The organism is Pseudomonas sp. NFACC10-1 (assembly GCF_900119195.1).
Taxonomy (GTDB): Bacteria; Pseudomonadota; Gammaproteobacteria; order Pseudomonadales; family Pseudomonadaceae; genus Aquipseudomonas; species Aquipseudomonas cerasi.
This window is the reverse complement of the sequence record NZ_FPJB01000001.1, coordinates 895,195-919,340: the sequence shown is the minus strand read 5'-3', so window position 1 is coordinate 919,340 and position 24,146 is coordinate 895,195. Positions and strand designations below refer to the sequence as shown.

Below are 24,146 nucleotides of genomic sequence, written 5' to 3'. Positions count from 1 at the left end.
AAACCCCAGTGCAACGGCCCGCTCAATGCTTGAGCGGGTCGTCCCAGAAAGGACGCTCGGCTTCCTGTTGAATGTCGGCCCGACTCAGACCCAGATCCTTCAGCGTGTCATCACTCATCTGCGCCAGATAGCGGCGCTGAAGGTGCAGCTCCAGCCAGCGCTGCAAGTGATGCTTCAACCACACCAACGCCTTGCCAGGCTGAGCATGCCCGGCAGGTCTTGCGATCAATACACACTCTTTTTGACCATTCATCATCTTGCCCTCCGTGTGAGATGACTAAAGTCTCGCGCCTGACATAAGATCAATCCAACGAATGTTTCTTATGCAATACATCCTTAAAATTGATGCATTGATCAACCCAAATGTGCTGCCGCTCACACCGCCAGTCGATAACTATTTAATTGCCCACTTGCCCCGACAGACATATAACCAATATATAAAACCCAAGCGAGACATGCAGCAACCTTACAGCAAGCCAAACGCTTTCGTTATTACAGAATAGACTAGCGTTTCGATTGACAGGCCCCGTGAACGTTCTAGAATTCTGAAAACAGCATCTTGAGTAACTACTGTAAAAATCATTATACCAATACCGATTATAAAAACGGCTGACACCCGTCCATTGAAGATAATAGCTAACCGCTGAGGGTGCGGAGAGGCGCCCCCGAAACGAGAAGACGTGCATCGGTAATTAGGTAGCGTTCTGGAGAAACACATGGGCATGGAAGCCAATCGCATTTTATTCAACGCCGAACCGTTTGGATTCGGTCCCTCTGCGGCAATTGCCGCCATTGCACCTTACTTTATAGGCAGCGGCTGCCATGCCTACGCGGGTGAAGGGCACTCACTGGATCTGCAAAAGCACCTCCCCTATCGAAAAATCCATGACATGACCGGAAGCAGCCCGAGCGACTGGGATACTATAATCTCTGATGTCGATATCGTTGTAACAGCCATGGATCTCGACATAGCAACTCGATCACTGTCCTTAGGTAAACGCGTTGTTTTTTATGATGCCTTGACCTGGTGCTGGCAAGCAGAAACACGCTGGCCCCGCATCGAAGAACTTATTCACCGCCCTCGCTTACTTTATATTGCCCAGAACTTTATAGGCGTCGTTGAACGCCTCGCGGGCATAAAATCAAACAATCACTTTGTCGTCCCGCCCATCACATCCCGGGCCAGGTACGCACCTCGAAATAGCGAGTCCAACGTTGTCCTGCTTAATCTGGGCGGACTTAAGAACCCTTATACCGATGAGGCGATGCTTATCGACTTTGCCCGCGCGATTACGCTCGCCTTGCGCGCAGCACTCGATCAGGGGGTGAAGCTTCACATCGCCACCAGCCAAACAATCGCAGAAGCACTGGAATCAGACGATGCCACCACTTACCCCCTTACGGAGGTCGCCCGGATGATGCATGACTGCCAATTTGCAGTTTGTACACCTGGCTTGGGCAACATCTACGAATCGGCTGTTATGCAAACACCGGTCATATGGCTGCCGCCCGTCAACAATACGCAAGGCCTTCAGCTGGCTCATCTGCGCAACGCCGGTATGGTCGACGCGGAGCTAGGCTGGGAAACGCTGGGCGTCAACATTGATTACACAACATCCACACAAACCTGTCTGGCTAGCATCGACGAGGCGATTTCAACACTGGGAGACATTGAGCGAAGTGCCATTCTCAATGAAAAAATGGCAGTTGCAGTTGCCCGCATGCGCCAGTGCACAGGCGGCAAGACTTCTCGGCTGATCGAACGCTTCGGCAGCGGAGGTGACGCAGTGGCCGCTCAAAAAATCAGGGAATGGATAAACGTACCCGAAAACGGAGATCGCTTATGAAAATTGCCCAGGTTGCCCCTTTGTTCGAGGCGGTCCCGCCTCAACGCTACGGAGGTACGGAGCGAGTGGTGTCCTACCTCACTGAGGCACTTGTTGAACTAGGCCACCAAGTGACGTTGTTCGCCAGCGGCGACTCATTGACGTCTGCAGAGCTTGATGCAGTCTGGCCCGCCGCTCTGAGGCTCGATTACAGAAGCTTCGACGTCATCAGCCCGCACCTGGTCATGATGGAACGCGTGAGGCGTCGTGCGCAGGAGTTCGACATTATTCACTTCCACATGGACTTCTACCCCTTCTCCCTGTTCAGCCGCCAGCCCACACCGTTTGTTACCACCTTGCATGGTCGAGTCGATCTGCCCGCACTCAAACCGGTGTTCAACACCTTTGCAGACATGCCGCTTATTTCGATTTCCAACGCTCAACGCAATGATCTGCCAGCCGCCAACTGGGTGGGCACGGTGTATCACGGCTTGCCGCTACAACTCCATACACCCCGGCAAGTGAAAAGGACATACCTTGCTTTTCTGGGACGAATCACGCCTGTGAAGCAAGTCGATGCGGCCATTCGCATCGCCCAACAATGCGATATCCCCATCAAGATTGCTGCCAAGATAGACGCCGTTGACAGCGCTTACTTTGAACGAGACATACGTCCGCTATTGGATTCTCCGCTGGTCGAATACATAGGTGAGATCAATGAGCAGGAAAAAACCACTTTCCTGTCAGGCGCCTTGGCACTTTTGTTTCCTATTGAATGGCCAGAGCCTTTCGGTCTGGTCATGATCGAGGCAATGGCCTGCGGTACTCCAGTGATCGCATTTCCCTCCGGCTCAGTCCCAGAAGTCATAGAAGACGGAGTCACAGGCTTCGTTGTCCGCAACGAAGCAGAAGCGATAGCCGCCGTCCATAAGGTGGGCCAGCTATCTGCCATGCGAATACGCGAGCAGTTTCAAAAGCGTTTTTCAGCGCGTCAAATGGCCGAAAACTATGTCCATGCCTATCAGTCACTCATTGACCGGTCCTCACCCTGTTAAAAGTAGTCATCGTAAAAAACAGAGCTGATGCATAAGATCAGCTTGAAGAATGTTTCTTATGCAGTCCCTCTGGGAGATTGATGGTTTGGCCACCTACCCGAGCATTGATACCGAACTGTTGCGCACCTTCGTGGCGATTGCCGATCACGGCGGTTTTACCCGTGCAGGCGAAGCCGTCAATCGCACGCAGTCGGCGGTCAGCATGCAGATGAAGCGTCTTGAGGAAGACGTCGTGCAGCGCCCGCTGTTTCAGCGTGAAGGTCGGGTTCTGAACCTGACTGCCGAGGGCCAGGTACTGCTCGGTTACGCACGACGGATCCTCAAGCTGCACAGCGAGGTGTTCAACACCTTGCGCGAGCCGCACATGATCGGCGTGGTAAAAATCGGCTCGCCGGACGATTACGTGATGCGCTTCCTGCCCGGCATTCTGGCGCAGTTCGCCCAGGCCTATCCGCTGGTTCAGGTGGAAGTGCATTGCGAGCCATCGGACCTTCTGCTGCAACGCCGCGACCTTGATCTGACTATCGTCACGTGCAAGCCCGGCACTGAGATCGGCACACTGCTGCGTCAGGAGCGTCTGATGTGGATGGAAGCCATCGGCTTTGCCCCACATGAGCAAACGCCCATTCCGCTGGCGATGTTCAACACCCACTGCTTCTGTCGTGACTGGGCCTGCAATGCGCTGGACGGCGCGGGGCGCGATTATCGCATCGCCTACAGCAGCTCGAGCATGGCAGCGATCACCGCAGTGGTCAGTGCGGGCCTGGCAGTCACCGCACAGTTCCAGAGCCTGGCCACAGCGGATTTGCGTATCCTCGGCGAGGCGGAACAATTGCCACAGTTGCCGACCGCCAGCATCGTCCTGCTGCGCAACCCTGAAAATCCCTCGCCCATCACCGAATGCATGGCCGATTACATCATCGCCGGCTTCAAACCTTGAGCGCGAGAATGACCGCACAGAACACCAGAAACACGCAGAACATCAGGCGCAGGGTTCGCTCGGGTAACGAATGCGCCAGTTTCACGCCCCAACTGATGCTGGCCAGGCCGCCGATGGCCAGCGGAATGCCCATCGACCAGTTGACGTGATCGTGCAGCGCGTAGGTGACCAGCGTGATGCCGGTGCTCGGCGCAGCCAGGGACAGCGCCAGCCCCTGGGCCACGACCTGGGTCGTGCCGAAGACGCTGGTAAGGATCGGCGTCGCCACTACTCCGCCGCCAACGCCAAACAGGCCACCGGTCACGCCGGACCCGACGCCCAGCAGCCATAACCACTTCTCATGACGCAACCCGCCAGCGGCCTGCTTGCTGCGCCAATACATCTGCGCAACGTTGAACACGGTCAGCACCACCAGAAAACCGACGAAGCCCAGGCGCATGCCCTGCGGGTCGACGCGGACCGCCAGCAGTGAGGTCAGCCAGGCAAAAATGAAACTGGGGATGATCAACATCAGCGCATTACGCAGCAGAATCCGGTTGCGCTGGTTGTAACGCCACAAGGCAAGCAACACATTGGGCAGGACCATCAACAAGGCGGTCCCTTGAGCGAGTTGCTGATCCAGACCGAACAGCACCCCGAGCGCGGGAATTGCCACAAGACCACCACCGATGCCGAACAACCCTCCCAGGGTGCCCATCGCTGCACCCAGCAATACAAACATCACAATTTCAATCACACTGCGTCCCCACCCGGTCAATGACCAAATGCTACGCAGTCCTGCTCTGGACCGACACCCGATGACGCCGTTTTTTTCACGCGTCACGCACAATGCCGGCGCTTCGAGCATGCACGAGCGAAATTATCTGGCGCATTAAAGAGTGCAACACTAAGTTAAACTCATTCGACTGAGTTTGAGGACCTGATATGAGTGCCGACGAAAGCCCGACCCGCTCCGCACCTGCCGATTGCGATTCGCTGCTGCTGGATAACCAATTGTGTTTTGCCCTGTATTCCACCTCGTTGATGATGACCAAGGTTTACAAGCCGCTGCTGCAGGCGCTCGGGCTGACCTATCCACAGTATCTGGCGATGATGGTGCTGTGGGAAAAGGACGGGCTTACTGTAGGGGACGTCAGCACGCGTCTGCTTACCGATCCGGGCTCATTGACGCCGCTGCTCAAACGCCTCGAAGGCGAAGGCTTCATCAGCCGTACGCGCAGCAAGGAAGACGAGCGGGTGGTGTTGCTTCACCTCACCGCACAGGGACGCGAATTGCAACAAAAGGCCTTGAGCGTACCTGGTTGCATTCTCTCGTCGAGCGGGCTGACCATGGAAAAGCTTCGCGACCTGCAGGCCCAGTTGCTGGAGCTGCGCGAGCACCTGCACCATAGTCTCTAGAAAAAGCGTTACCCGGCTCTCGTCATGCCCGGCCACTACGCGTGAGGTCTGGCAGGCCCTTCAAGCCTGTTGCCTCGCCCGCCAACGACCAGCCTCGAACTTTTTTGCAAAATTAGCTTGCGCGCAAACTATCCCTGGACTACCCTTGTCCTGCGATTAGTTAGCGCGCAAGCATTTAGCGCAATCAAACCTTCATCGAACGAGGAAAGATCATGGACACTCTTTACACCGCAGTTGCAACCGCCACCGGCGGCCGTGATGGTCGTGCTGTCTCCAACGACAAGATTCTCGACGTCAAGCTGGCGACCCCGAAAGAGCTCGGCGGTGCTGGCGGCGCAGCCACCAACCCTGAGCAGCTGTTTGCTGCCGGTTATTCGGCCTGTTTCATCGGTGCATTGAAGTTCGTGGCCGGCCAGAGCAAACGCAGCATTCCGGCAGACACCTCGATCACCGCCCATGTAGGCATCGGCCAGATCCCGGGCGGTTTCGGTCTGGACATCGATCTGCATGTCAGCCTGCCAGGTCTGGAACAAGCCGACGCTCAGCAACTGGTCGATGCCGCTCACGTGGTCTGCCCTTACTCCAACGCCACTCGCGGTAACGTCGATGTGCGCCTGCATGTAACGGTCTGATCCTGTCGGACGCCTGAGTGACCGCTGTCCGGCAAGAATCCCAGGCACAAAAAAACCCGCAGCGATGCGGGTTTTTTGCGTAACGGGGTTACAAAACCATGCTTACTTCGCACGGCCTTTGTAGGAACCGCCTTCACGGGTATCGATCTCGATCATGTCGCCGATTTCGATGAAGTCAGCAACGCTCAGCTCGGTGCCGTTTTTCAGTTTGGCAGGCTTCATGACCTTGCCCGACGTGTCGCCACGAGCGGAGCCTTCGGTGTAGTCGACCTGACGCACGATAGTGGTCGGCAGTTCTACGGAAACCAGACGGTCTTCGAAGAACACGGCTTCGCAGACGTCGGTCATGCCTTCTTCGACGAAAGGCAGAACGCTTTCGATGTCTTCGGCGTTCAGCTCGTACATGGTGTAGTCAGTGGTGTCCATGAACGTGTAGGTGTCACCGCTGATGAACGACAGGGTGGCTTCCTTGCGATCCAGGATCACGTCGTCCAGCTTGTCGTCGGCGCTGTAAACGATCTCGGTCTTGTAACCGGTCAGCAGGTTTTTCAGCTTGGTCTTCATGATCGCGCTGTTACGACCGGATTTGGTGAATTCAGCTTTCTGAACCAGCCAAGGATCGTTTTCGAGACGGATCACGGTACCGGGTTTCAGCTCTTTACCAGTTTTCATTGCATATATCCGAATTTGGATGGAATTAACCAAAGGCTCTGTACGAGAAACAACCTGCGCAGGCCTTTTTCGTACAGAGCCTTGTATCAAGGCCGCGTATCATAGCGAATTTACATAAAACTGCACCAGCGCCGTGGCAAGATCAGTCTGTGCGGCTTGTTGCTGGCACCAGCGTTCGGCATGTCGCTCGATCTGCGGCCAGTGTTCTGCCAGCGCCGTCCAACACTCGCCAAGGTCGCCGCCGACATTCCAGCGCTGCCAGAACTGATTCACCGCTTGAGCGGCCGCCGGGGAAAGACCCGCGAGGTAGAGCGTTAAAAACGCATCGAGCTTGGGCAGATGCGCGTCTTCTTCCTGCTGATAGATGTGCCAGAGCATCGGCCGCCCCGCCCACTGCGCACGCACGAACGAGTCCTCGCCGCGCACAATGTTGAAATCACAGCTCCAGAGCAGTTGGTCGTAAAGCTCCTGACGGATGAACGGCAGGACCTGAACCGTCAGCCCCCCGCGGACCTGAATGAACCCGGCGTACAGCGGATCGTCGATACCCAGCCAGCGCTGCAGGTCGCCGAGAATGCGTCCCTCCGGCACCAGAAGATGCGTCGGCCGGCTGTCGCTGGCCAGGACGTCGAGCCAACTGCCGAGCGCGGGGTTTTCATAGGCAAATACCGAGATCAACCGTGCCTCGGCCAACGCTTCGATACCCAATCCCTTCAGAAAGCCTTGTTTCGCGGCCATGTCTCGCTGAAATACCTGACGCTGCTCGATCAGGTTTGCTTCGCGGAGCAACCCACCCGTGGCCTCGGAAAAGCCCGGGAAGAAAAAGAACTTCTTCAAACCGTTCGACTGTGGCGAAGGCAGGCCGTGGCAGCCGGACACCCAGTCTTCGGCGCTGAGGTAATCGAGATTCAGCCACAGCGGCCTTGGCGAACGCTGCAGCATCGATTCGGTATAGCGCGTCGGCAAGCGGCAGGCGAAGGCTTCGATGACCACGTCAGGAATATCGGTGCTCACCCAGTCGGTCGGCCACTGGCAGACGCTCACGCCCTCTTGCCACTGTTGCCGGGCCTGTGGATCTGCACCGGGGCACAAGCGAACGAAAGCCGACAGATCATCGATCCATAAACGCACCTGCAGGCCGTGCTCGGCAGCCAGCTGGCGCGCCAGCCGCCAGGTCACGCCCGCATCACCGTAGTTGTCGACTACGCTGCAAAAAATATCCCACGAGGCTTTCATCCTGACTCCCTGAGGCTGGATGGCAAAAAACGCTGATTGTCGTTCAGAACGGCACGTTGTCACCAGCCTGGTGCTGCCAGGCAAACATGCTGCACAGTTTTCATGCCTGGGCATCAGGCATGGCACAATCACATCTGTTGGCCTGCAAGGAGTTCAGCCATGTCATTTCCCACCCGCCGTCGCGACCTGTACGTGTCGTTGAAATTGATCGTGTGCATTGCGCTGGGCATCTGGCTGGGCGCCCTGGCGGTGTTTCTGACCGCCCTGCTCTACTACAAAAGCCTGCCACCGACCCAGGCCCAGGCCCAGGCCCAGGCGCTGGACAATGCCGCCGCGCAGTTGACTGCACCGCCCGCACAAAAGGCCGCCTCCCCGTCTGCGCCGGAGACCGAGATGTTTCGCAAATATGAGCAAAGCCTGCGTGAAAGCGAGGCCCGCCAGGCGCGTGAACAGGCTCAGGAGCAACAACAGCGTACCTTCAACCGTTCGAAGTGTGATTTCTGGATACAGCAGGATCGCACCGCACCAAGCGAGAAAAGCCGTGCCAGCATCGATCAGTACTGCGGATGAACCATGAATAAACGGGATGTACTGCAACTGATCATCGATAAACTGAACATCGATCTGGACATCGCCGAACGAGCGGCGCAGACCGCCTACGAAACGGCAACCCACGAAGAGAACATCGCCGAGAACAAGTACGACACGCTAGGGCTGGAGGCCTCTTATCTGGCAGCCGGACAGGCACGCCGCGTCGAGGAAATTCGTCAGTCGCTGGCGCTTTATCGAAAATGGTCGCTCAAGCCATTCGATGAATCGCGCGGTATTCAGACCGGTGATCTGATAGTTGTCGAGGATGCGGGCGGGCAGACACACTATCTGTTCCTCGGCCCCGATGCTGCCGGGCTGAAGGTCAGCGCAGGCGATCAACTGGTCACCGTCATTACTGCCAGAGCCCCCCTCGGGCAGAACCTGCTGGGCAAATTCGAAGACGATGCTGTACAGATTGTCATCAACGGCAGCCGACAATCCTACGAGATCACACAAACGTTGTGACACACCCGGCATCTACAGGGTTGATCGCATCAAGTTTTTGTGGGTAAGGTGAACCGTCGCCATCACCACCGCAACCGGGGCAACATCAAAGCAAACAAGGACTAAAACCCAAGGAGATTTTTCATGACGAACGTCATCGCATTCCCTGACGCCCATGAACGTGATCGCCTGAAGTCCAGCCAAGATCCGGCGTTGAGATACTTGAACAAGAAAGAACGACAACTGATCGACCAACTGCGTTCGACCAGCCATGCGGGACGGCAGTACGTTTACGACTATGCGAGCATCATGCACTTGTCCAGGCCGCTGTATCCCGAGCCAGTAGATTGATCACGATCGCATAACCTGATCAAAGTCTGCGCCGTTGAATCGGCGCAGACCAGGAGGTTTCGCTTGCCGGATTCAGCGGGCCAGCGAGAAGATCAGTGCTGAAATCGCCACCACACCGGCGGCAACCACAAAGTAGTTGGACCATGCGCCAGCGTATTTGCGCATGGCCGGGACTTTGTGGATAGCGTACATCGGCATCAGGAACAGCAGAGCCGAAATCACCGGCCCGCCCAGGGTTTCGATCATGCCCAGAATGCTTGGGTTAAGCGTTGCCACCAGCCAGCACACCACCAGCATGAACGCCGCGGTCATACGGTCCAGCGCCTTGGGTGCAGGACGACGACCCGCTTTCAGAACCAGGCCTTTCAAGCCCTCGCTTGCACCGATGTAATGACCCAGAAACGACTTGGAAATAGCCACGAACGCAATCAGCGGTGCGACAAAGGCGATGGTCGGGTTATTGAAGTGGTTGGCCAGGTAGGACAGGATTGAAATGTTCTGCGCCTTGGCCTCGGCCAGTTGAGCAGGTGACAGTGTCAACACGCAACTGAACACGAAGAAAAGCACCATCACCACCATCAGACCGTGGGCGCGGGCCAGAATCTGCGAGCTGCGTACCTCTGCGTTTTCACCATACTGGCGCTTCTGATCAACGGCAAAGGCCGAGATGATCGGTGTGTGGTTGAAAGAGAACACCATCACCGGGATGGCCAGCCACAGCGTAGGTATGAACGCCGATAGCTCGGGGAACGTCGTAGCGGTACTCAGAATGCCCCCGGTCCAGTGCGGGATGAGGAATACCGCGAGAAACAACAGAGCGACGATGAACGGGTAAACCATCAGGCTCATGGCCTTGACGATGAACCGCTCGCCGCAACGCACCACGGCCAGCAGGCCCATGATCAGCACGAACGCCAGTGCGGCGCGTGGCGGTGGCGTGATGTGCAACTGATGCTCAAGAAAACTGCCAACGGTGTTGGTGAGGGCCACGCTGTAGATCAGCAGGATCGGGAAGATTGCGAAGAAGTACAACAAGGTGATCATCGCACCGGCACTCTTGCCGAAATGCTGTTCGACCACATCGGTGATGTCGGCACCTTCACGCCCTGACAGCACAAAGCGCGTCAACCCGCGGTGGGCGTAGAAGGTCATGGGAAACGCAAGCAGCGCCAGCGCCATCAATGGCCAGAAACCGCCGATACCTGCGTTGATTGGCAAAAACAGGGTACCCGCACCGATGGCGGTACCGAACAATCCGAGCATCCAGGTCGTGTCATTACGATTCCACGACGCGATGCTCTCGGGAGCTACATCCAGACGTTCTACGACGCCATTAGCCTGATCATTCATCCGGTCGACTCTCCGTGGCCGGTTTATCAAAAAGGGAAACGCGTCGAAAAAACCGGCAGTTCAGCGCCCCCCTCGAAAACAGCGGGCGAGATTCTCCGGGATTGACGCCAGAAGTCAAAGGCTTGTAGGACAATAGTTTCTTCCACAACAAGTCGGCATTCGAGCGCACGCCTTTTGTACAAAGGGCTGGAGGACGGTCGACCTCTTGTCGAGGAATTAGTGTTTCAACAGCTTACAGGCTCAATCAAGCCGCCCACGCGGCCTGACATCCGGGAACAGTTCTGCGTTTTCCTGGAGGGGCCGGCAGCGATACCATGCTGCGCCTGTGCAGTGCGCAATGGATGGTCGTCAGGCAGATAAGCGCACCGGCAGCTGAATGTGATCCCGGCAAAAACCCCTTCAAGGACCCAAAACGATGTTGAGCATCAACGCCGGGCCGTTCGCCCTCGCGATACCCCACCTGTTGTTGTTGGGCGCCTTGATGACGGCCACCTGGATAGAGGCGCGGCTTGTCCGGCATACCCTGTCCAGAAAGACCGCCGTGTTCGGACTCTTCATTCTGGGTGTAGCCAGCGCACGTATCGCGTTCGTCCTGACCTATTTCGCACAGTACAGCGACACTCCCTGGAAGGCACTGGACATCCGTGATGGCGGCTTTCTGGTCTGGCCCGGGGTTATCTGCGCCCTGCTGGGCGCCTTGATCATCGGCTGGCGCCGTCCCGAACAGCGTCGCGCCCTGACGTTCGGGATGGGCATCGGACTGGCGATCTGGGTATCGGGCGGCTTGATTCTGGATCATTATCAAAAGCGTATTTCACTGCCTGATACAACACTTCGGACGCTGGCTGGCGAGCCGGTCAGGGCGTCCGACTACCGGGGCAAATCGGTGGTCATCAACCTGTGGGCCACCTGGTGCCCTCCGTGTCGCCGCGAAATGCCGGTGCTGCGCGACATGCAACGGGAACGCAAGGACATTACATTTCTGTTCGTCAATCAGGCCGAAAGCGCCGGGACAGTCAGCGACTATCTGTCCAAACAGCAACTGGTGCTGAGCAACAGTTTTCTGGATCCGGACGGCGAGTTCGCCCGCCAGGTCGGTTCGGCGGCGCTACCCACCACTCTCTTCTATTCGCCGGACGGACGCCTGATCGGTAGCCATCTGGGCGAATTGTCCAGAGCCAGCCTCACTCATTATCTGGATAAATAGTCAGGTATTCACCTGACTGATTGAGCTGAAGTTCTCATTGCGAGCGAAAGCCTGCTGCAACGTTTCACCTATCCATGTATAAATGCGCTGACACATTGGCCCTCTCTGGAGACTCAGCGCATGCGTTACGCGCTCGATCATAAGGCCCAAACGCACCAACGCATTGTCAAGGAAGCGTCCATGCGCTTCCGTCGTGACGGCATTGGTGCTACGGGCTTGCAACCTTTGATGAAGGCACTTGGCTTGACCCATGGCGGGTTCTACGCGCATTTCAAATCCAAGGATGATCTTGTTGAACAGGCATTGAGTCACGCCCTCGACAATGTAAAAGGAATCACCAGCGACGTTTTCGCCAGACAGGACTCGCTCAGTGAATTCATTGATCTCTACCTATCGATAGCCAGCCGCGATGCGGAGGACGGGGGTTGCCCGTTACCGACCATGTGCCTGGAACTGGGCCAGCGCGATCAGCCCAGCATGACGACGGATAAAATCATCCTTCACCTGCTGGAGCAGTTCGACAAGCCCCTCGCGGAGAATGGAATGGAGTCCAAAAGCCTGCCGGTGCTGTCCGCACTGGTGGGTGGTCTGGCACTCGCCCGCAGCGCTTTTGACGAGGAGCTGTCACAGCGCATTCTGGACACGACCCGCGACTATCTCAAACAGGAGATAAAAAAGAGCACCAATTGACCCTCTGGTACAGACACTTTCGCGGGGAGCGTCTCAGCGAGAGTTTATAAAACACAGGCCAATCATTGATCGGCCTGTGTTTTTACTGGCTGAAGCGCTGTTCAGTCGATCGCAAGTTTTTCGCGATTCCTCTCCAGAATGGCCTTGCCGATCCCCTTGACCTCTATCAACTCATCAATCGACGTGAACTCACCGTTGGCTTCCCGGTAAGCCACAATGGCATCGGCCTTGTTCTTCCCGATACCCGCCAGTTCTTTCTGCAGTGTTTGCGCATCGGCAGTATTGAGATTGACCCTGTCCTTGCGTTGCTCATGCGCCGCAGTGGGCGCGGTGTCCTCCATCATCGGCGAATGGGATACCGAGGGCGCCGATGTGGCGGGCTGAGACACAGGGGCGGCATTGACCGCAACCGAGGCACTGGTGAGCAAGGCAAAGATCAGGGCACTGAAAATAGGGGTTCGCATAGATAAAGCTCCATAGCAGTTCAAGGCAGCATCCACATGCTGTGCCTGAAACTTAGACCAGCGTCCCCTCCTGGAAAAGCAGTCGAGCGTTGCTGCCTGTTGCCGGATCGTTCAACGTATTTCCGCCTCTGCCCAGAGCCCCGGCGGTGCTGATGAAATCACGTTTCGCCGCTGCGTTCCTGATACATCCAGTCAACGATTTCGCCCTCTGGCGTATAACCGTTTACCGTTTCGCGCAGCAACTGACGCACACTGGTGTAATCGTCGCGGTCGACCGCGTCCAGCAGTTTTGTCAGGCGGCCTTTCAATACATCCCACGGCAGGCAATCTTCGTTTGCACTCATGATCATCGGGTGCTCGGTGGCAACCACGTTGTCGCCGATCAACAGCTCTTCATAGAGTTTTTCGCCAGGACGCAGCCCGGTGAACTCAATGGAGATATCACCGTGCGGATTTTTCTCCGAGCGAATGGCCAGACCGGACAGGTGGATCATCTTCTCGGCCAGTTCGACAATCTTGACCGGCTCACCCATATCGAGAACGAACACGTCGCCGCCATGCCCCATGGAGCCCGCCTGAATGACCAATTGAGCGGCTTCGGGGATGGTCATGAAGTAGCGGGTGATTTTGGGATGCGTCACCGTCAGCGGCCCGCCTGACTGGATCTGCTTGTGGAACAGCGGGATCACCGAACCGGACGAGCCAAGCACATTGCCAAAGCGAACCATGGTAAAGCGGGTCTTGTTGACCTGATAGACATTGGCCTTGTCGCCGAAGATCACTGGTGCGGTTTCGCGGCTCAGTGCCTGCAATATCAATTCGGCGAGACGCTTGGTACTGCCCATTACATTGGTCGGGCGGACCGCCTTGTCGGTAGAGATCAGGACAAAGTTGGACACGCCTGCCTGCAACGCCGCCTGGGCGGTATTGAGCGTGCCCACAACGTTGTTGATGACGCCTTCGGCGATATTGTGCTCGACCATGGGCACATGCTTGTAGGCCGCAGCGTGATAGACCGTGTCGACCTTCCAGGTTTTCATGATCGACAGCAATTTGGGGTGGTTGCGCACCGAACCGAGTATGGGCAGCAATTTCACCGAAAGTGACTCACGGGCCGAGCGCTGTTCAAGCTCGGAAAGAATGCTGTAGAGATTGAACTCGCTGTGGTCCAGCAACAGTAACTGGGTAGGCTGCAGCAGCAATATCTGTCGGCACAGCTCGGAGCCGATCGAGCCGCCAGCGCCGGTCACCAGCACCGTTTTGCCCTTGATGCAGTGCTCAAGCAGGTTATCGCGGGCCGGGACTGCATCGCGCCCCAGAAGGTCTGCAATGTCGACTTCCTGAAGGTCATCGACCTTGACCCTGCCAGCGGCCAGATCCATGAAGCCCGGAACGCTTCGTACGTGCAGCGGAAAGCCTTCCAGAAAACCGAGGATTTCCCGACGACGTCCACGCGACGATGAAGGGATTGCCAGGAGGATTTCCTGAGCCCCCGTGGAATCGATCATTCGCTGGATGTTTCGCGGTTTGTAGACCTGAAGACCGGAAATAACCCGGTTGGAAATCGATTCATCATCATCGATGAACGCCACCGGATGCATCAGACGGCCCATGCGCAATGCGGCGACCAACTGGTTTCCCGCAGCGCCAGCGCCGTAGATGGCAACCTTCTGCAAACCGTTGTCGCTCTTGGCGAAAGGTACGTGCTGCGCCGCAGCGAACCAGTCGCCGAGAAAATACTGCCGCATGGCCAGTCGCAGACCGCCGATCATGACCATGCTCAGCCACCAATAATTGAAGATCACCGAACGCGGGACCAATTGCTGGTGGTTACTGTAAACGTAGACCATGCACCCAAGGATCAGCGACGACATCGTCACGGCCTTGATGATGGCAATCAGCGCATCATTGCCGAAATAGCGCATCACTGCGCGATACATGCCGAACCGGATGAACAGCGGGATAGCCGCAACGGGCGCACTGATGAACAGCCACGTGTGCTTCTCGAGCGGATTGATCAGCTCATCGATACCCAGTCGTACGACAAACGCCATCCATAGAGCCAGCCAGACCAACAGGACGTCGGCAGCCACCTGAATTATTCGTTTTTTGCGGCGTGGTAGAGCCAGTAATCTGGTCCGCAACCTGCTCATCAATTTTTTAATGCTCCGTTATGCTACCGGTTGCAACATGATCTGAAATCGGTACCTGTGAAACAGCTACGTGTCTGAGACAACCAGAAAAACACTTCGTTACCTTATTCTGCCTTGCCGGCGCGGAACCTCAGCGCCAGTAGAATCAGCGGGCAGTAAGCAACTACCGCCCATATAAGCCCTTCTCCATCGCCCAGCGCAACCCATAGTGCAATCGGCAGCAACCAGACAAGATTGATCAGCCCCACTGCAAGCGTAACCGGCACATGCCGGCCGTAATGACGCGACGCAAACTGATACGCGTGGCTGCGATGTGCCTCGTAGAGCTTTTCCTTGCGTAACAGGCGTCGCACGAGGGTCACGGTCGCGTCGACGATAAACACTCCCAGCAGAATCAACCAGGACCAGAATAACTGAGGTGAGGCCCAGGAACCCTGAATGGATAGCACACCGAGCACTATCCCGAGGAAGCCGCTGCCCGCGTCGCCCATGAATATCTTCGCCGGCGGGAAGTTCCAGTAGAGGAAACCTGCTGCGGCAGCGCCCAGCATGAGCACTTCCCAGGACAGCCCGGCGTGGCCATCCAAGGCATAGATGATGCTCATGCCCAGGCATACAGTGACCGCCTCGATACCGGCGATACCGTCTATTCCGTCCATGAAGTTGTAAAGGTTCAGCATCCACACCAGATAGAACGCCGCGAGTACTTGCCAGAATGGCCCCAGGTCGACCGTCCAGCCCATGACGTCAAGCGGGGCAAGACCGTCCAGCCAGAACAAGGCCCATGCAGCCGCAGCAAAATGCCCCAGCAGGCGCCATCGTGCGGCGATATGCCCGTGATCGTCCATGAAACCGATCACCGCCACCAAGCCGCCCGAACCGACGATGGCAACAAGCGCAGAGCAAGGCAGATAGCCGGCCCACCCCAGCAAAGCCATCGCCATGACGAAAGTGATGACGATGGCAACGCCGCCACCTCTGGGCGTGGGTATGGAATGCGAACTTCGAGCGTTTGGAATGTCGATCAGACTTTTGGCGAGCGCATACTTGCGCAACAACGCCGTTAGAATCAGAGACAGAAAGGCAATAGCGATGACCGACAGCCACTCAATCATGCTTGTCGTGTTCCAGATAATATCGAGCGGTGTCCTGCATGGCGTGTTCAATACTCACAGGTGGAAGCCAATCCAGCATCGTACAGGTTTTACTGATATCGACCTGCAGCGAGTTGCACAGCCGTTGTGAAAAAGCCTTCTTGCCCAACAGTGCTGCAGCCGCGTTCAACAGCACGGTCGGCACCGGCAGCAGCCGGGCAGGTTTGCCCAAGGCCTTGCCCATTTCGCGCAGCAGCCTGGCCGTAGACAGATCATCACCGTCACTGACCAGAAACGTCTGGTCAGCCGCAGCAGGATGATCGACACAGACCGTCACCAGGTCTGCCAGGTTATCCACCGCCACCAGGCTTCTACGATTATCGATGGCCCCGAGCGGCAACGGCAGCCCTTTGTCCAGCCAGCGCATCATGCTTCTGAAGTTCGCCTTGACCCCCGGACCATAGACCAATACCGGTCGAATGATCACCACCTGCATACCGGTGCGGGCAGACAACTCGCGCAAGCCCTCTTCGGCCCTGTGCTTTGACACGCCATAGGCATCCAGTGGATTGCACGGGTCGCTCGCATTGAATGGCGCGCCCGGAAGCGTAGACTCGCCATTGGCCTTGATGGAACTGATAAAGATGAAGCGTCTGACGCCTGCCGCTGCGGCCTGCTCGGCCAGATTCAGCGTTGCGGTGACATTGGCGCGGAAGTATTCCTGATCCGGAGCGTCAGCGGTCTCGTTGAGTACATGCACCCGGGCAGCACAATGAATCACCACGTCCGCGCCGGTTACAAAACTTGCCCATTGATTGTCCGGCGCCAATGATTGCGCACTGACAACGTCGATGCGCGAGTCGGAAGCAGCATAAGCGCCCCGGACCGCAACCCGCACAGAGCAGCCTGTGCGTTCGATCAGTCGGCGAACCACAGCACTGCCCACGAAACCTGTCGCACCTGTTATTGCAACCAATGCAACATCACCGCTCATGCAAACACGCCCTTCCAAATCGGCCAAATATTGCTTAAGTAACGCGTTTTGACAACTGAAATATGTTCAAGCCATTTTATAACTTTCACGATGACGTTCAACGTACCCCAGGGACAATGCACGATAATCATGCATTGGCACTCACTTGCAAGAATTCGATTACCGCATCGGCCGACAACTAACGTGCTCATCGCGCCTTCAAGGGATAAACAGTTCCAACGGGCGTTTCTTGAGCGAGTACTTGCGACTCAGAATATTGCCCAGAACCTTTTTCGCGGCCGCCTCGCCATGCACCAGCCTGATTTGCGTCGGCCACTCTTTCATCCCCGTCACGAACTCGACCAGTTCGACCTGATCAGCGTGGGCAGAATAGCCTTTTGCGGTGTGGACCCCGGCATTTATATCGAAGCGCTCGCGGTCCAGCTCTACATAGCCGCCCGACGGGCCGTGCAACTGAATGGCCTCGCCCGGCGTTCCCTTGCCCTGATAGCCGACAAATACCACGTTATGCCGTGTGTCACCGAGCATGGCTTTCAGGTAATTGACGATCCTGCCTCCGGCACACATACCGTTACCGGCAATCACGATGGCCGGACGCGCCGTACTGGCCAGGTAATTGACAGTGCGCAGATGTTCCTCATGGGTGTCGACGGTAACCAGTTGTTCGAAACCCAACGGCTTTCTGCCGACGTCGAGCCTTAACCGCGCGCCCTCATCCCAGTAGTCTTCAAACGACTGATAGACCTTGGTAAAGCGACTCGCCAGAGGCGAATCAAGGATGATCGGCAACCTCGACCAGTCCGGATCACCGTCACCCGGCTGCCTACCGTTTTCGACGGCATGATTCGATGGCATCTTGCGTCGCAGTATGTCTTCCAGCTCGTAGAGCAACTCCTGGGTTCGGCCGATGCTGAATGCCGGTATCAGGACGGTGCCGTTATCCTCCAGCGCCTTGCCTATGATGCGCTCAAGCCCTTGCTGACGAATGCTGCGATCTTCGTGAACACGATTGCCATAGGTGCTTTCCAGCACCAGCACATCCGCGCGCTCGGGCGGTTTCGGCGCAGGCAGAAACGGCGTATGACTCGCCCCCAGGTCACCGGAAAACACCACGCGCACAGAACGCGTTTGTGCAGGATATTGAAGATCGCATTCTATATAGGCAGATCCCAGTATGTGCCCGGCACGCTGCAAACGGACCCGGCAATGCAGGGATTCGTTGTCGACCAGGCTGAACCATTCATCGAATGGCAGAGCGATGATTCTCTTGTTGATGACATCCAGGTAGCGTCCGACTTGCCCGGGGTCGTGTGCAAATTCGATTTTCAGAAGATCTTCCATGACCAGTGGCAACAGGTGGGCACTGGGCTCACTGCACAGTATCGGCCCCTTGTAACCGGATGCCAGCAACTCGGGAATACGCCCGACATGGTCATTGTGCACATGGCTGATCAATAACGCTCTGACAGCCTCCGGGTCGAATCCGAATAAAGCGGTCCCGGACTGCCTGCCGCGCTCCTGCACCGCCCCGCAGTCAATCAGCAGGCTGCTCGATGCATCCATGTGCAATTGATGACACGAACCCGTGACTGTATCGACAGCGCCGTGATGAATGATTTGCGGATAAGACATGCAGTCACCTTTTCTTGCCAGCCTGCTCTGAATACGCGGTACATCCGGCAGCAGGTCTGAACATTAAGTTTCGGCGCATTCTGCACTTGAACGATTCATTTTCAAGCCTTGACACAAGGCAGTCAGGGCAGCAGTAATCAACACTGAAAATGAATATAACCCGCACCCCCTTTAAAATGGGTACACGAATTAAAAAAGCGAATATTCCTACACGCCTGAGCAACTATTCTCTATATAAGCGAAGAATAAACTGACAGAACTATAAGGCTCTTTTTTCGATAAAAACGCGCGAAGGCACAACGAAGCACACCAGCCCCGAAGCATCGCATGCGGCTTTATTGAACAGAAAGGGGTAAAAAACGCGCGCTATCGTGTCGCCAGATCAATCTCCGACGACGCATGATCGACGCTGCTCAGACAGAGCGAGGGGAAGGTGTGCGCTTTTTACGAAGACTGGCTATCCATGCCAGTATCGGGCCGATGACCATGCCCAAGAGCAACGCAAGGACAACAGGCAATGCCAGAGGAAGCTGAGGCGCCGACCAACCGAAAAACGTCACGGCAACAGACTGCCGGTTCTCAAGCACAAACACGGTTGTTGCCAAAACAGCGAGCAACACGGCGACGATCAGAATGACTCGTTTGAAGATACGCATCTGGTAATCCTGTGGTGGATGGCTTTAAAGGCCCTCTTCTTCATCCTCGTTGACCCGATCCCGCAGCTCCTTGCCCGGCTTGAAATGCGGGACAAACTTGCCATCGAGACTGACCGACTGTCCGGTCTTCGGGTTGCGCCCTACCCGTGGTGCACGGTAATGCAGCGAAAAGCTGCCAAAGCCCCGAATCTCGATTCGGTCACCGGTTGCCAGGCACTGGGACATTTGTTCAAGCATGGTCTTGATGGCCAGCTCGACATCCTTGGATGAGAGCAGCCCTTGATGGGTGACAATTCGTTCGATCAACTCCGACTTCGTCATATTTTTCCCTTCTTTTTCAAGCAGCTAGATCAGCGCTTGGAAGGTTTTAGCATGACCGGATGAATTTGAACAGCCCATCTATTGACTTATGTTCAATACCGTCTAACCAGGCATGAACAGATTACAGCGACATGACAGGAGACAGATACGGGAAGGGAGCTTGAGCAATAGGCGAAACGAGACGGCCTGAGAGGCTACTGGAGACGTTTAGCGACTCACACTGTGCGTGAGAGCAAGCGAGGCGCATCCGAACCTGTAGGGCCTGAACGGCAGAAACGAAAAAGGACGACCGAAGTCGTCCTTTTTTTGGTCAAGCAGAACTTAGTTCTGTTTTTCCATTTGCGCGCGCAGCAAGTCACCAATAGTGGTAGGACCAGTGCTTTCAGCGACTTCAGGCTTGCTACGCAGGCTCTGGATCGCTTCTTTCTCGTCTTCAACGTCTTTCGACTTGATGGACAAGCTGATTACGCGGCTCTTGCGGTCAACGCTGATGATCTTGGCTTCGATCTCTTCGCCTTCCTTCAGAACGTTACGCGCGTCTTCAACGCGGTCACGGCTGATTTCGGAAGCCTTGAGGGTCGCTTCGATGTCGTCGGCCAGAGTGATGATGGCGCCTTTGGCGTCAACTTCCTTAACGATACCGCGAACGATCGCGCCCTTGTCATTGACAGTGACGTACTCGGAGAACGGATCGCTTTCCAGCTGCTTGATACCCAGCGAGATACGCTCACGCTCAGGATCAACCGACAGGATCACAGTGTCGAGCTCGTCGCCCTTCTTGAAGCGACGTACGGCTTCTTCGCCCACTTCGTTCCAGGAGATGTCGGACAGGTGAACCAGACCGTCGATGCCGCCGTCCAGACCAATGAAGATACCGAAATCGGTGATCGACTTGATGGTGCCGGAGATTTTATCGCCCTTGTTGAACTGGCCAGAGAAATCTTCCCATGGGTTGGATTTGCACTGCTTGATGCCGAGGGAGATACGACGACGCTCTTCGTCGATGTCCAGAACCATGACTTCCACTTCGTCGCCAACCTGAACGACTTTCGAAGGGTGGATGTTCTTGTTGGTCCAGTCCATTTCGGAAACGTGTACCAGGCCTTCCACGCCTTCTTCCAGCTCTGCGAAGCAGCCGTAGTCGGTCAGGTTGGTAACACGCGCGGTAACGCGGGTGCTTTCCGGGTAGCGAGCCTTGATAGCAACCCATGGGTCTTCACCCAGTTGCTTCAGACCCAGGGAAACACGATTGCGCTCGCGATCGTACTTCAGGACCTTGACATCGATCTCGTCGCCAACGTTGACGATTTCCGATGGATGCTTGATACGCTTCCAGGCCATGTCGGTGATGTGCAGCAGGCCATCGACGCCACCCAGATCGACGAATGCGCCGTAGTCGGTGAGGTTCTTGACGATACCCTTGACTTGCTGACCTTCCTGCAGGGACTCGAGCAGAGCTTCGCGCTCGGCACTGTTCTCGGCTTCCAGGACACTGCGACGGGAAACGACAACGTTGTTGCGCTTCTGGTCCAGCTTGATGACCTTGAACTCGAGCTCTTTGCCTTCCAGGTGAGTCGTGTCACGCACAGGGCGGACGTCAACCAGAGAACCAGGCAGGAACGCACGGATGCCGTTAACGTCGACAGTGAAGCCGCCTTTAACCTTACCGTTGATAACGCCCTTGACCACTTCTTCAGCTGCGAAAGCCGCTTCCAGAACGATCCAGCACTCGGCACGCTTGGCTTTTTCGCGGGACAGCTTGGTTTCGCCAAAGCCATCTTCGACCGCGTCCAGCGCAACGTGAACTTCATCACCGATCTTGATGGTCAGCTCGCCAGCGTCGTTGTGGAACTGTTCCAGCGGGATGAGGCCTTCAGATTTCAGACCGGCGTGAACCGTAACCCAACCTGCCTGGTAATCGATATCAACGATGATCGCGGTGATGATCGAACCGGCCTGAAGGTTGAGGGTCTTTAGGCTTTCTTCAAAAAGTTCTGCAAAGCTTTCGCTCATTTTAATTCCTGTTGATCAAGGGCGAAGGATACGCCCATCTGCCACGCTCCAGACAACGTGGGTTTCGTTCAAGTAAAAGAAAGCCTGCGGGACTATGACTGGTCTCCCACACGCTTCTTCGTCATCCGGCAATACCGCGAAGCGCGATTTCACTCAGAATGCGTTCCAGCACCTGTTCGATGGACAATTCAGTGGAATCCAGCTGTATGGCGTCATGCGCCGGCTTCAGCGGGGCTACCGCTCGCTGGGTGTCACGCTCGTCGCGTGCACATATCTCATCTAGCAGACTCGACAGACTAACATCATCGCCCTTGGCCTTCAACTGCAAGTAACGTCGACGCGCACGCTCCTCGGCACTGGCGGTAAGGAATATCTTCAGCGGTGCATCCGGGAAGACCACGGTGCCCATGTCGCGACCGTCCGCGACCAGACCCGGTTCTTCCTGAAACGCGCGCTGGCGCAACAGCAACGCATCGCGCACCGCCGGCAGCGAGGCCACCTGCGATGCGCCGCTGCCGACCTGCTCGTTGCGAATGGCGTGAGTGACGTCCTCGCCTTCAAGAATGATGCGCTGCCCCTGCCCTGCCGCAGTCGCCTCGAACTGAACATCCAGATGAGCGGCCAGGAGCTTGAGCGCTTCTTCATTGGTCAGGTCGACACCGTGATTGCGCGCCGCGAAAGCCAGCAGGCGATACAGCGCACCGGAGTCGAGCAGGCACCAACCGAGTTTCCTGGCCAGCAATCCGGCGACCGTGCCCTTTCCGGAACCGCTGGGTCCGTCGATGGTAATAACAGGAGCTTTGATTTTCACTTTTTGTCCTCTTGCGCTACACGCATGCCAACTTGAGCGCACAGCGCCAGAAAATGGGGAAACAATGCGGCGGCATCCGCGCACGCCTGAATACGGATGGGCGCCGAAGCCCTCAACGATGCAACGCGAAACGCCATGACGATACGCTGATCACCGCGAGCATCAACCTCGCCGCCACCCGGCACACCGCCTTCGATAATGATGCCATCCAGCACGGGCTCGGCCTCGATGCCGAGAGCCAGCAAACCGTCAGCCATCAGCCTGACGCACTCCGACTCATCGGCTTGCAGGGCCTGCGCGCCGCGCAGAATGGTACGCCCTTCTGCGCAGGCTGCGGCAACCAGAAGCACCGGAAATGCATTCAGTGCCAGCGGCACCAGCGCTTCGGGGATGTCAGCGCCTTTGAGCCGGGTCGAGCGAACGTGCAGGTCGGCGACCGTTTCACCCGCCAGTTTGCGGACGTTCTGCAGCACGATATCTCCGCCCATCAGGCGCAAAATATCGATCGCACCCTCGCACAATGAGCTGACGGGAACGTCCTCCAGCAACAGGTCGCAGCCTTCACTGATCGACGTCGCGACCATGAACAGCACCGCAGACGTCACATCCACCGGCCCCTTGATGCGATGACTGACACCCTCCGCAGACCCGCCGTGAATGGCACAAGGCTCGCCGGGTGCGGTGTCGACACGGGCACGGCTGGCGAGGATTCTGCCGAAGTGCTCCCTCGCTGCGCGCGCGCGGGTAAATACGTCCATCAACTGCGCGCCGTCGCCAGCATCCACAGCGTCGCGCAAGGCGTCGAGATCGGTGCGAAAGCTGTCCAGGGTGCGCAGTACGGCATCACGATTGGCCATGAAAATGTCATGCCACATGGTCGGATCGCTGCCTGCGATGCGCGTGAAGTCACGAAACCCGCCTGCTGCATACCTGAATATGTCCAGGTTTTCATTGCGCTTGGCCAGCGAATCGACCAGACCGAATGCCAGCAGGTGCGGCAGATGGCTGGTGGCAGCCAGCACCTCGTCGTGACGCTCGACCTGCATGTGCTCGACATCGGCCCCCAGGGCTGACCACAACTGGTCGACAATCGCCACCGCGTGAGGATCGGTTTCAGCCAGCGGAGTGAGAATGACCTTATGGCGACGAAACAGCGCGGCATTGGAGGCCTCGACGCCGCTCTGCTCGGAACCGGCAATCGGATGGCCGGGCACGAAGCGCGACGGCATGTGCCCGAACGCCTGACGCGCAGCCCTCACCACATTGCCTTTGGCGCTGCCGACATCGGTCAGAATGGCATGACCCAGATCGATCGGTGCCAGCAGGGCAAGCAGCTTTTCCATTGCCAGTATCGGCACCGCCAGCTGAATCACATCAGCGCCACGGCAAGCGGTGGCAAGGTCTGCCTCGCAACGGTCCACAACCCCCAGCTCGACCGCCAGGTGTCGCGACTGCGGGTCAAGGTCGACGCCGACTACCTCGCGGCACAGGCCGCTTTCACGCACACCCTTGGCAAAGGAACCGCCGATCAGCCCGAGCCCGACAACCACCAGACGACCGATCACGGGCCGTACCGACTGTTCTGCAATCACATCAACCACGCGAACACACCTGAC

The 24,146-nt window shown here is 56.8% G+C and carries 25 protein-coding genes; 10 read left to right on the top strand and 15 right to left on the bottom strand.

Going from position 1 to position 24,146, the window contains the following annotated elements; translation table 11 throughout:
- Nucleotides 1–22 precede the first annotated feature (22 nt).
- Nucleotides 23–256 carry a DUF1127 domain-containing protein gene (locus tag BT119_RS03975; protein WP_003369772.1) on the bottom strand — a complete coding sequence of 78 codons (234 nt, stop codon included), beginning with the start codon at nucleotides 254–256 and terminating at the stop codon, nucleotides 23–25.
- Nucleotides 257–716: 460 nt separating this feature from the next.
- On the opposite strand from BT119_RS03975, the gene BT119_RS03970 reads away from it, so the two are divergent.
- The 3 genes from BT119_RS03970 (at nucleotide 717) to BT119_RS03960 (ending at nucleotide 3,821) form a co-directional block, all read left to right on the top strand.
- Nucleotides 717–1,847, top strand: a complete 1,131-nt coding sequence (locus tag BT119_RS03970; protein WP_003369770.1) for a hypothetical protein — start codon at nucleotides 717–719, stop codon at nucleotides 1,845–1,847.
- A complete protein-coding gene (locus tag BT119_RS03965; RefSeq protein WP_072364843.1) occupies nucleotides 1,844–2,881 on the top strand; it encodes a glycosyltransferase family 4 protein in 1,038 nt (345 codons plus the stop codon). Before BT119_RS03970 ends, BT119_RS03965 begins: the two co-directional genes overlap by 4 nt.
- Nucleotides 2,882–2,966: 85 nt before the next feature.
- On the top strand, nucleotides 2,967–3,821 hold the full coding sequence (locus BT119_RS03960; RefSeq protein WP_218190025.1) for a LysR family transcriptional regulator: 855 nt from the start codon (nucleotides 2,967–2,969) through the stop codon (nucleotides 3,819–3,821).
- On the opposite strand, the gene BT119_RS03955 is transcribed toward BT119_RS03960, so the two are convergent.
- Nucleotides 3,811–4,557, bottom strand: coding sequence for a sulfite exporter TauE/SafE family protein (locus BT119_RS03955; protein ID WP_042930760.1), 747 nt, complete (start codon nucleotides 4,555–4,557; stop codon nucleotides 3,811–3,813). The two genes, BT119_RS03960 and BT119_RS03955, sit on opposite strands and share 11 nt — an antisense overlap.
- Nucleotides 4,558–4,745: 188 nt before the next feature.
- On the opposite strand from BT119_RS03955, the gene BT119_RS03950 reads away from it, so the two are divergent.
- Both BT119_RS03950 and BT119_RS03945 read left to right on the top strand, forming a co-directional pair.
- On the top strand, nucleotides 4,746–5,219 hold the full coding sequence (locus tag BT119_RS03950; protein ID WP_003369762.1) for a MarR family winged helix-turn-helix transcriptional regulator: 474 nt from the start codon (nucleotides 4,746–4,748) through the stop codon (nucleotides 5,217–5,219).
- A 212-nt stretch (nucleotides 5,220–5,431) separates the two neighbouring features.
- Nucleotides 5,432–5,851, top strand: a complete 420-nt coding sequence (locus BT119_RS03945) for an organic hydroperoxide resistance protein (RefSeq protein ID WP_003434440.1) — start codon at nucleotides 5,432–5,434, stop codon at nucleotides 5,849–5,851.
- Between the two features lie 102 nt (nucleotides 5,852–5,953).
- On the opposite strand, the gene BT119_RS03940 is transcribed toward BT119_RS03945, so the two are convergent.
- Both BT119_RS03940 and earP read right to left on the bottom strand, forming a co-directional pair.
- Complete coding sequence (locus BT119_RS03940; protein WP_002554550.1) at nucleotides 5,954–6,523, bottom strand: elongation factor P; 570 nt, start codon at nucleotides 6,521–6,523, stop codon at nucleotides 5,954–5,956.
- Nucleotides 6,524–6,622: 99 nt separating this feature from the next.
- Nucleotides 6,623–7,759 carry an elongation factor P maturation arginine rhamnosyltransferase EarP gene (earP, locus tag BT119_RS03935; protein ID WP_054080858.1) on the bottom strand — a complete coding sequence of 379 codons (1,137 nt, stop codon included), beginning with the start codon at nucleotides 7,757–7,759 and terminating at the stop codon, nucleotides 6,623–6,625.
- A gap of 159 nt (nucleotides 7,760–7,918) precedes the next feature.
- On the opposite strand from earP, the gene BT119_RS03930 reads away from it, so the two are divergent.
- The 3 genes from BT119_RS03930 (at nucleotide 7,919) to BT119_RS03920 (ending at nucleotide 9,145) form a co-directional block, all read left to right on the top strand.
- Entirely contained in the window at nucleotides 7,919–8,329 is a 411-nt protein-coding gene (locus BT119_RS03930; protein WP_072364839.1) for a hypothetical protein, read from the top strand.
- A gap of 3 nt (nucleotides 8,330–8,332) precedes the next feature.
- On the top strand, nucleotides 8,333–8,815 hold the full coding sequence (locus BT119_RS03925; RefSeq protein WP_003369752.1) for a GreA/GreB family elongation factor: 483 nt from the start codon (nucleotides 8,333–8,335) through the stop codon (nucleotides 8,813–8,815).
- A 123-nt stretch (nucleotides 8,816–8,938) separates the two neighbouring features.
- Nucleotides 8,939–9,145 (top strand): hypothetical protein, encoded by a 207-nt coding sequence (locus BT119_RS03920; protein WP_002554553.1) that lies wholly within the window; start codon nucleotides 8,939–8,941, stop codon nucleotides 9,143–9,145.
- Nucleotides 9,146–9,217: 72 nt separating this feature from the next.
- Here BT119_RS03920 and BT119_RS03915 read toward each other — a convergent pair whose 3' ends face one another.
- Nucleotides 9,218–10,495: an aromatic amino acid transport family protein gene (locus BT119_RS03915; RefSeq protein WP_003369750.1), complete on the bottom strand. Its 1,278-nt coding sequence runs from the start codon at nucleotides 10,493–10,495 to the stop codon at nucleotides 9,218–9,220.
- A gap of 415 nt (nucleotides 10,496–10,910) precedes the next feature.
- Here BT119_RS03915 and BT119_RS03910 point away from each other — a divergent pair, with 415 nt between their 5' ends.
- Entirely contained in the window at nucleotides 10,911–11,702 is a 792-nt protein-coding gene (locus BT119_RS03910; protein ID WP_072364838.1) for a TlpA disulfide reductase family protein, read from the top strand.
- A gap of 120 nt (nucleotides 11,703–11,822) precedes the next feature.
- On the top strand, nucleotides 11,823–12,392 hold the full coding sequence (locus BT119_RS03905) for a TetR/AcrR family transcriptional regulator (RefSeq protein WP_003369744.1): 570 nt from the start codon (nucleotides 11,823–11,825) through the stop codon (nucleotides 12,390–12,392).
- 101 nt (nucleotides 12,393–12,493) lie between these two features.
- On the opposite strand, the gene BT119_RS03900 is transcribed toward BT119_RS03905, so the two are convergent.
- From BT119_RS03900 to BT119_RS03855, 10 genes are all read right to left on the bottom strand, one after another.
- On the bottom strand, nucleotides 12,494–12,856 hold the full coding sequence (locus BT119_RS03900; protein WP_003434427.1) for a ComEA family DNA-binding protein: 363 nt from the start codon (nucleotides 12,854–12,856) through the stop codon (nucleotides 12,494–12,496).
- 158 nt (nucleotides 12,857–13,014) lie between these two features.
- Complete coding sequence (locus BT119_RS03895) at nucleotides 13,015–15,009, bottom strand: polysaccharide biosynthesis protein (RefSeq protein WP_003434424.1); 1,995 nt, start codon at nucleotides 15,007–15,009, stop codon at nucleotides 13,015–13,017.
- Nucleotides 15,010–15,113: 104 nt separating this feature from the next.
- Nucleotides 15,114–16,124, bottom strand: coding sequence for an MraY family glycosyltransferase (locus BT119_RS03890; protein WP_003369738.1), 1,011 nt, complete (start codon nucleotides 16,122–16,124; stop codon nucleotides 15,114–15,116).
- Nucleotides 16,117–17,097 (bottom strand): UDP-glucose 4-epimerase family protein, encoded by a 981-nt coding sequence (locus tag BT119_RS03885; protein WP_072364836.1) that lies wholly within the window; start codon nucleotides 17,095–17,097, stop codon nucleotides 16,117–16,119. The genes BT119_RS03890 and BT119_RS03885 overlap by 8 nt, the downstream gene beginning before the upstream one ends.
- Before the next feature lie 198 nt (nucleotides 17,098–17,295).
- Nucleotides 17,296–18,729 carry an MBL fold metallo-hydrolase RNA specificity domain-containing protein gene (locus tag BT119_RS03880; RefSeq protein WP_072364834.1) on the bottom strand — a complete coding sequence of 478 codons (1,434 nt, stop codon included), beginning with the start codon at nucleotides 18,727–18,729 and terminating at the stop codon, nucleotides 17,296–17,298.
- Nucleotides 18,730–19,142: 413 nt separating this feature from the next.
- Complete coding sequence (locus BT119_RS03875; RefSeq protein WP_003369732.1) at nucleotides 19,143–19,385, bottom strand: lipopolysaccharide assembly protein LapA domain-containing protein; 243 nt, start codon at nucleotides 19,383–19,385, stop codon at nucleotides 19,143–19,145.
- A gap of 24 nt (nucleotides 19,386–19,409) precedes the next feature.
- The gene (gene ihfB, locus BT119_RS03870) at nucleotides 19,410–19,706 is read right to left on the bottom strand and encodes an integration host factor subunit beta (RefSeq protein ID WP_003369729.1); all 297 of its coding nucleotides are present in this window, start codon (nucleotides 19,704–19,706) and stop codon (nucleotides 19,410–19,412) included.
- A gap of 321 nt (nucleotides 19,707–20,027) precedes the next feature.
- Complete coding sequence (rpsA, locus tag BT119_RS03865; protein ID WP_002554562.1) at nucleotides 20,028–21,719, bottom strand: 30S ribosomal protein S1; 1,692 nt, start codon at nucleotides 21,717–21,719, stop codon at nucleotides 20,028–20,030.
- 121 nt (nucleotides 21,720–21,840) lie between these two features.
- A complete protein-coding gene (gene cmk / locus BT119_RS03860; protein ID WP_002554563.1) occupies nucleotides 21,841–22,530 on the bottom strand; it encodes a (d)CMP kinase in 690 nt (229 codons plus the stop codon).
- On the bottom strand, nucleotides 22,527–24,131 hold the full coding sequence (locus BT119_RS03855) for a prephenate dehydrogenase/arogenate dehydrogenase family protein (protein ID WP_072364832.1): 1,605 nt from the start codon (nucleotides 24,129–24,131) through the stop codon (nucleotides 22,527–22,529). Before BT119_RS03855 ends, cmk begins: the two co-directional genes overlap by 4 nt.
- Nucleotides 24,132–24,146: the final 15 nt, after the last annotated feature.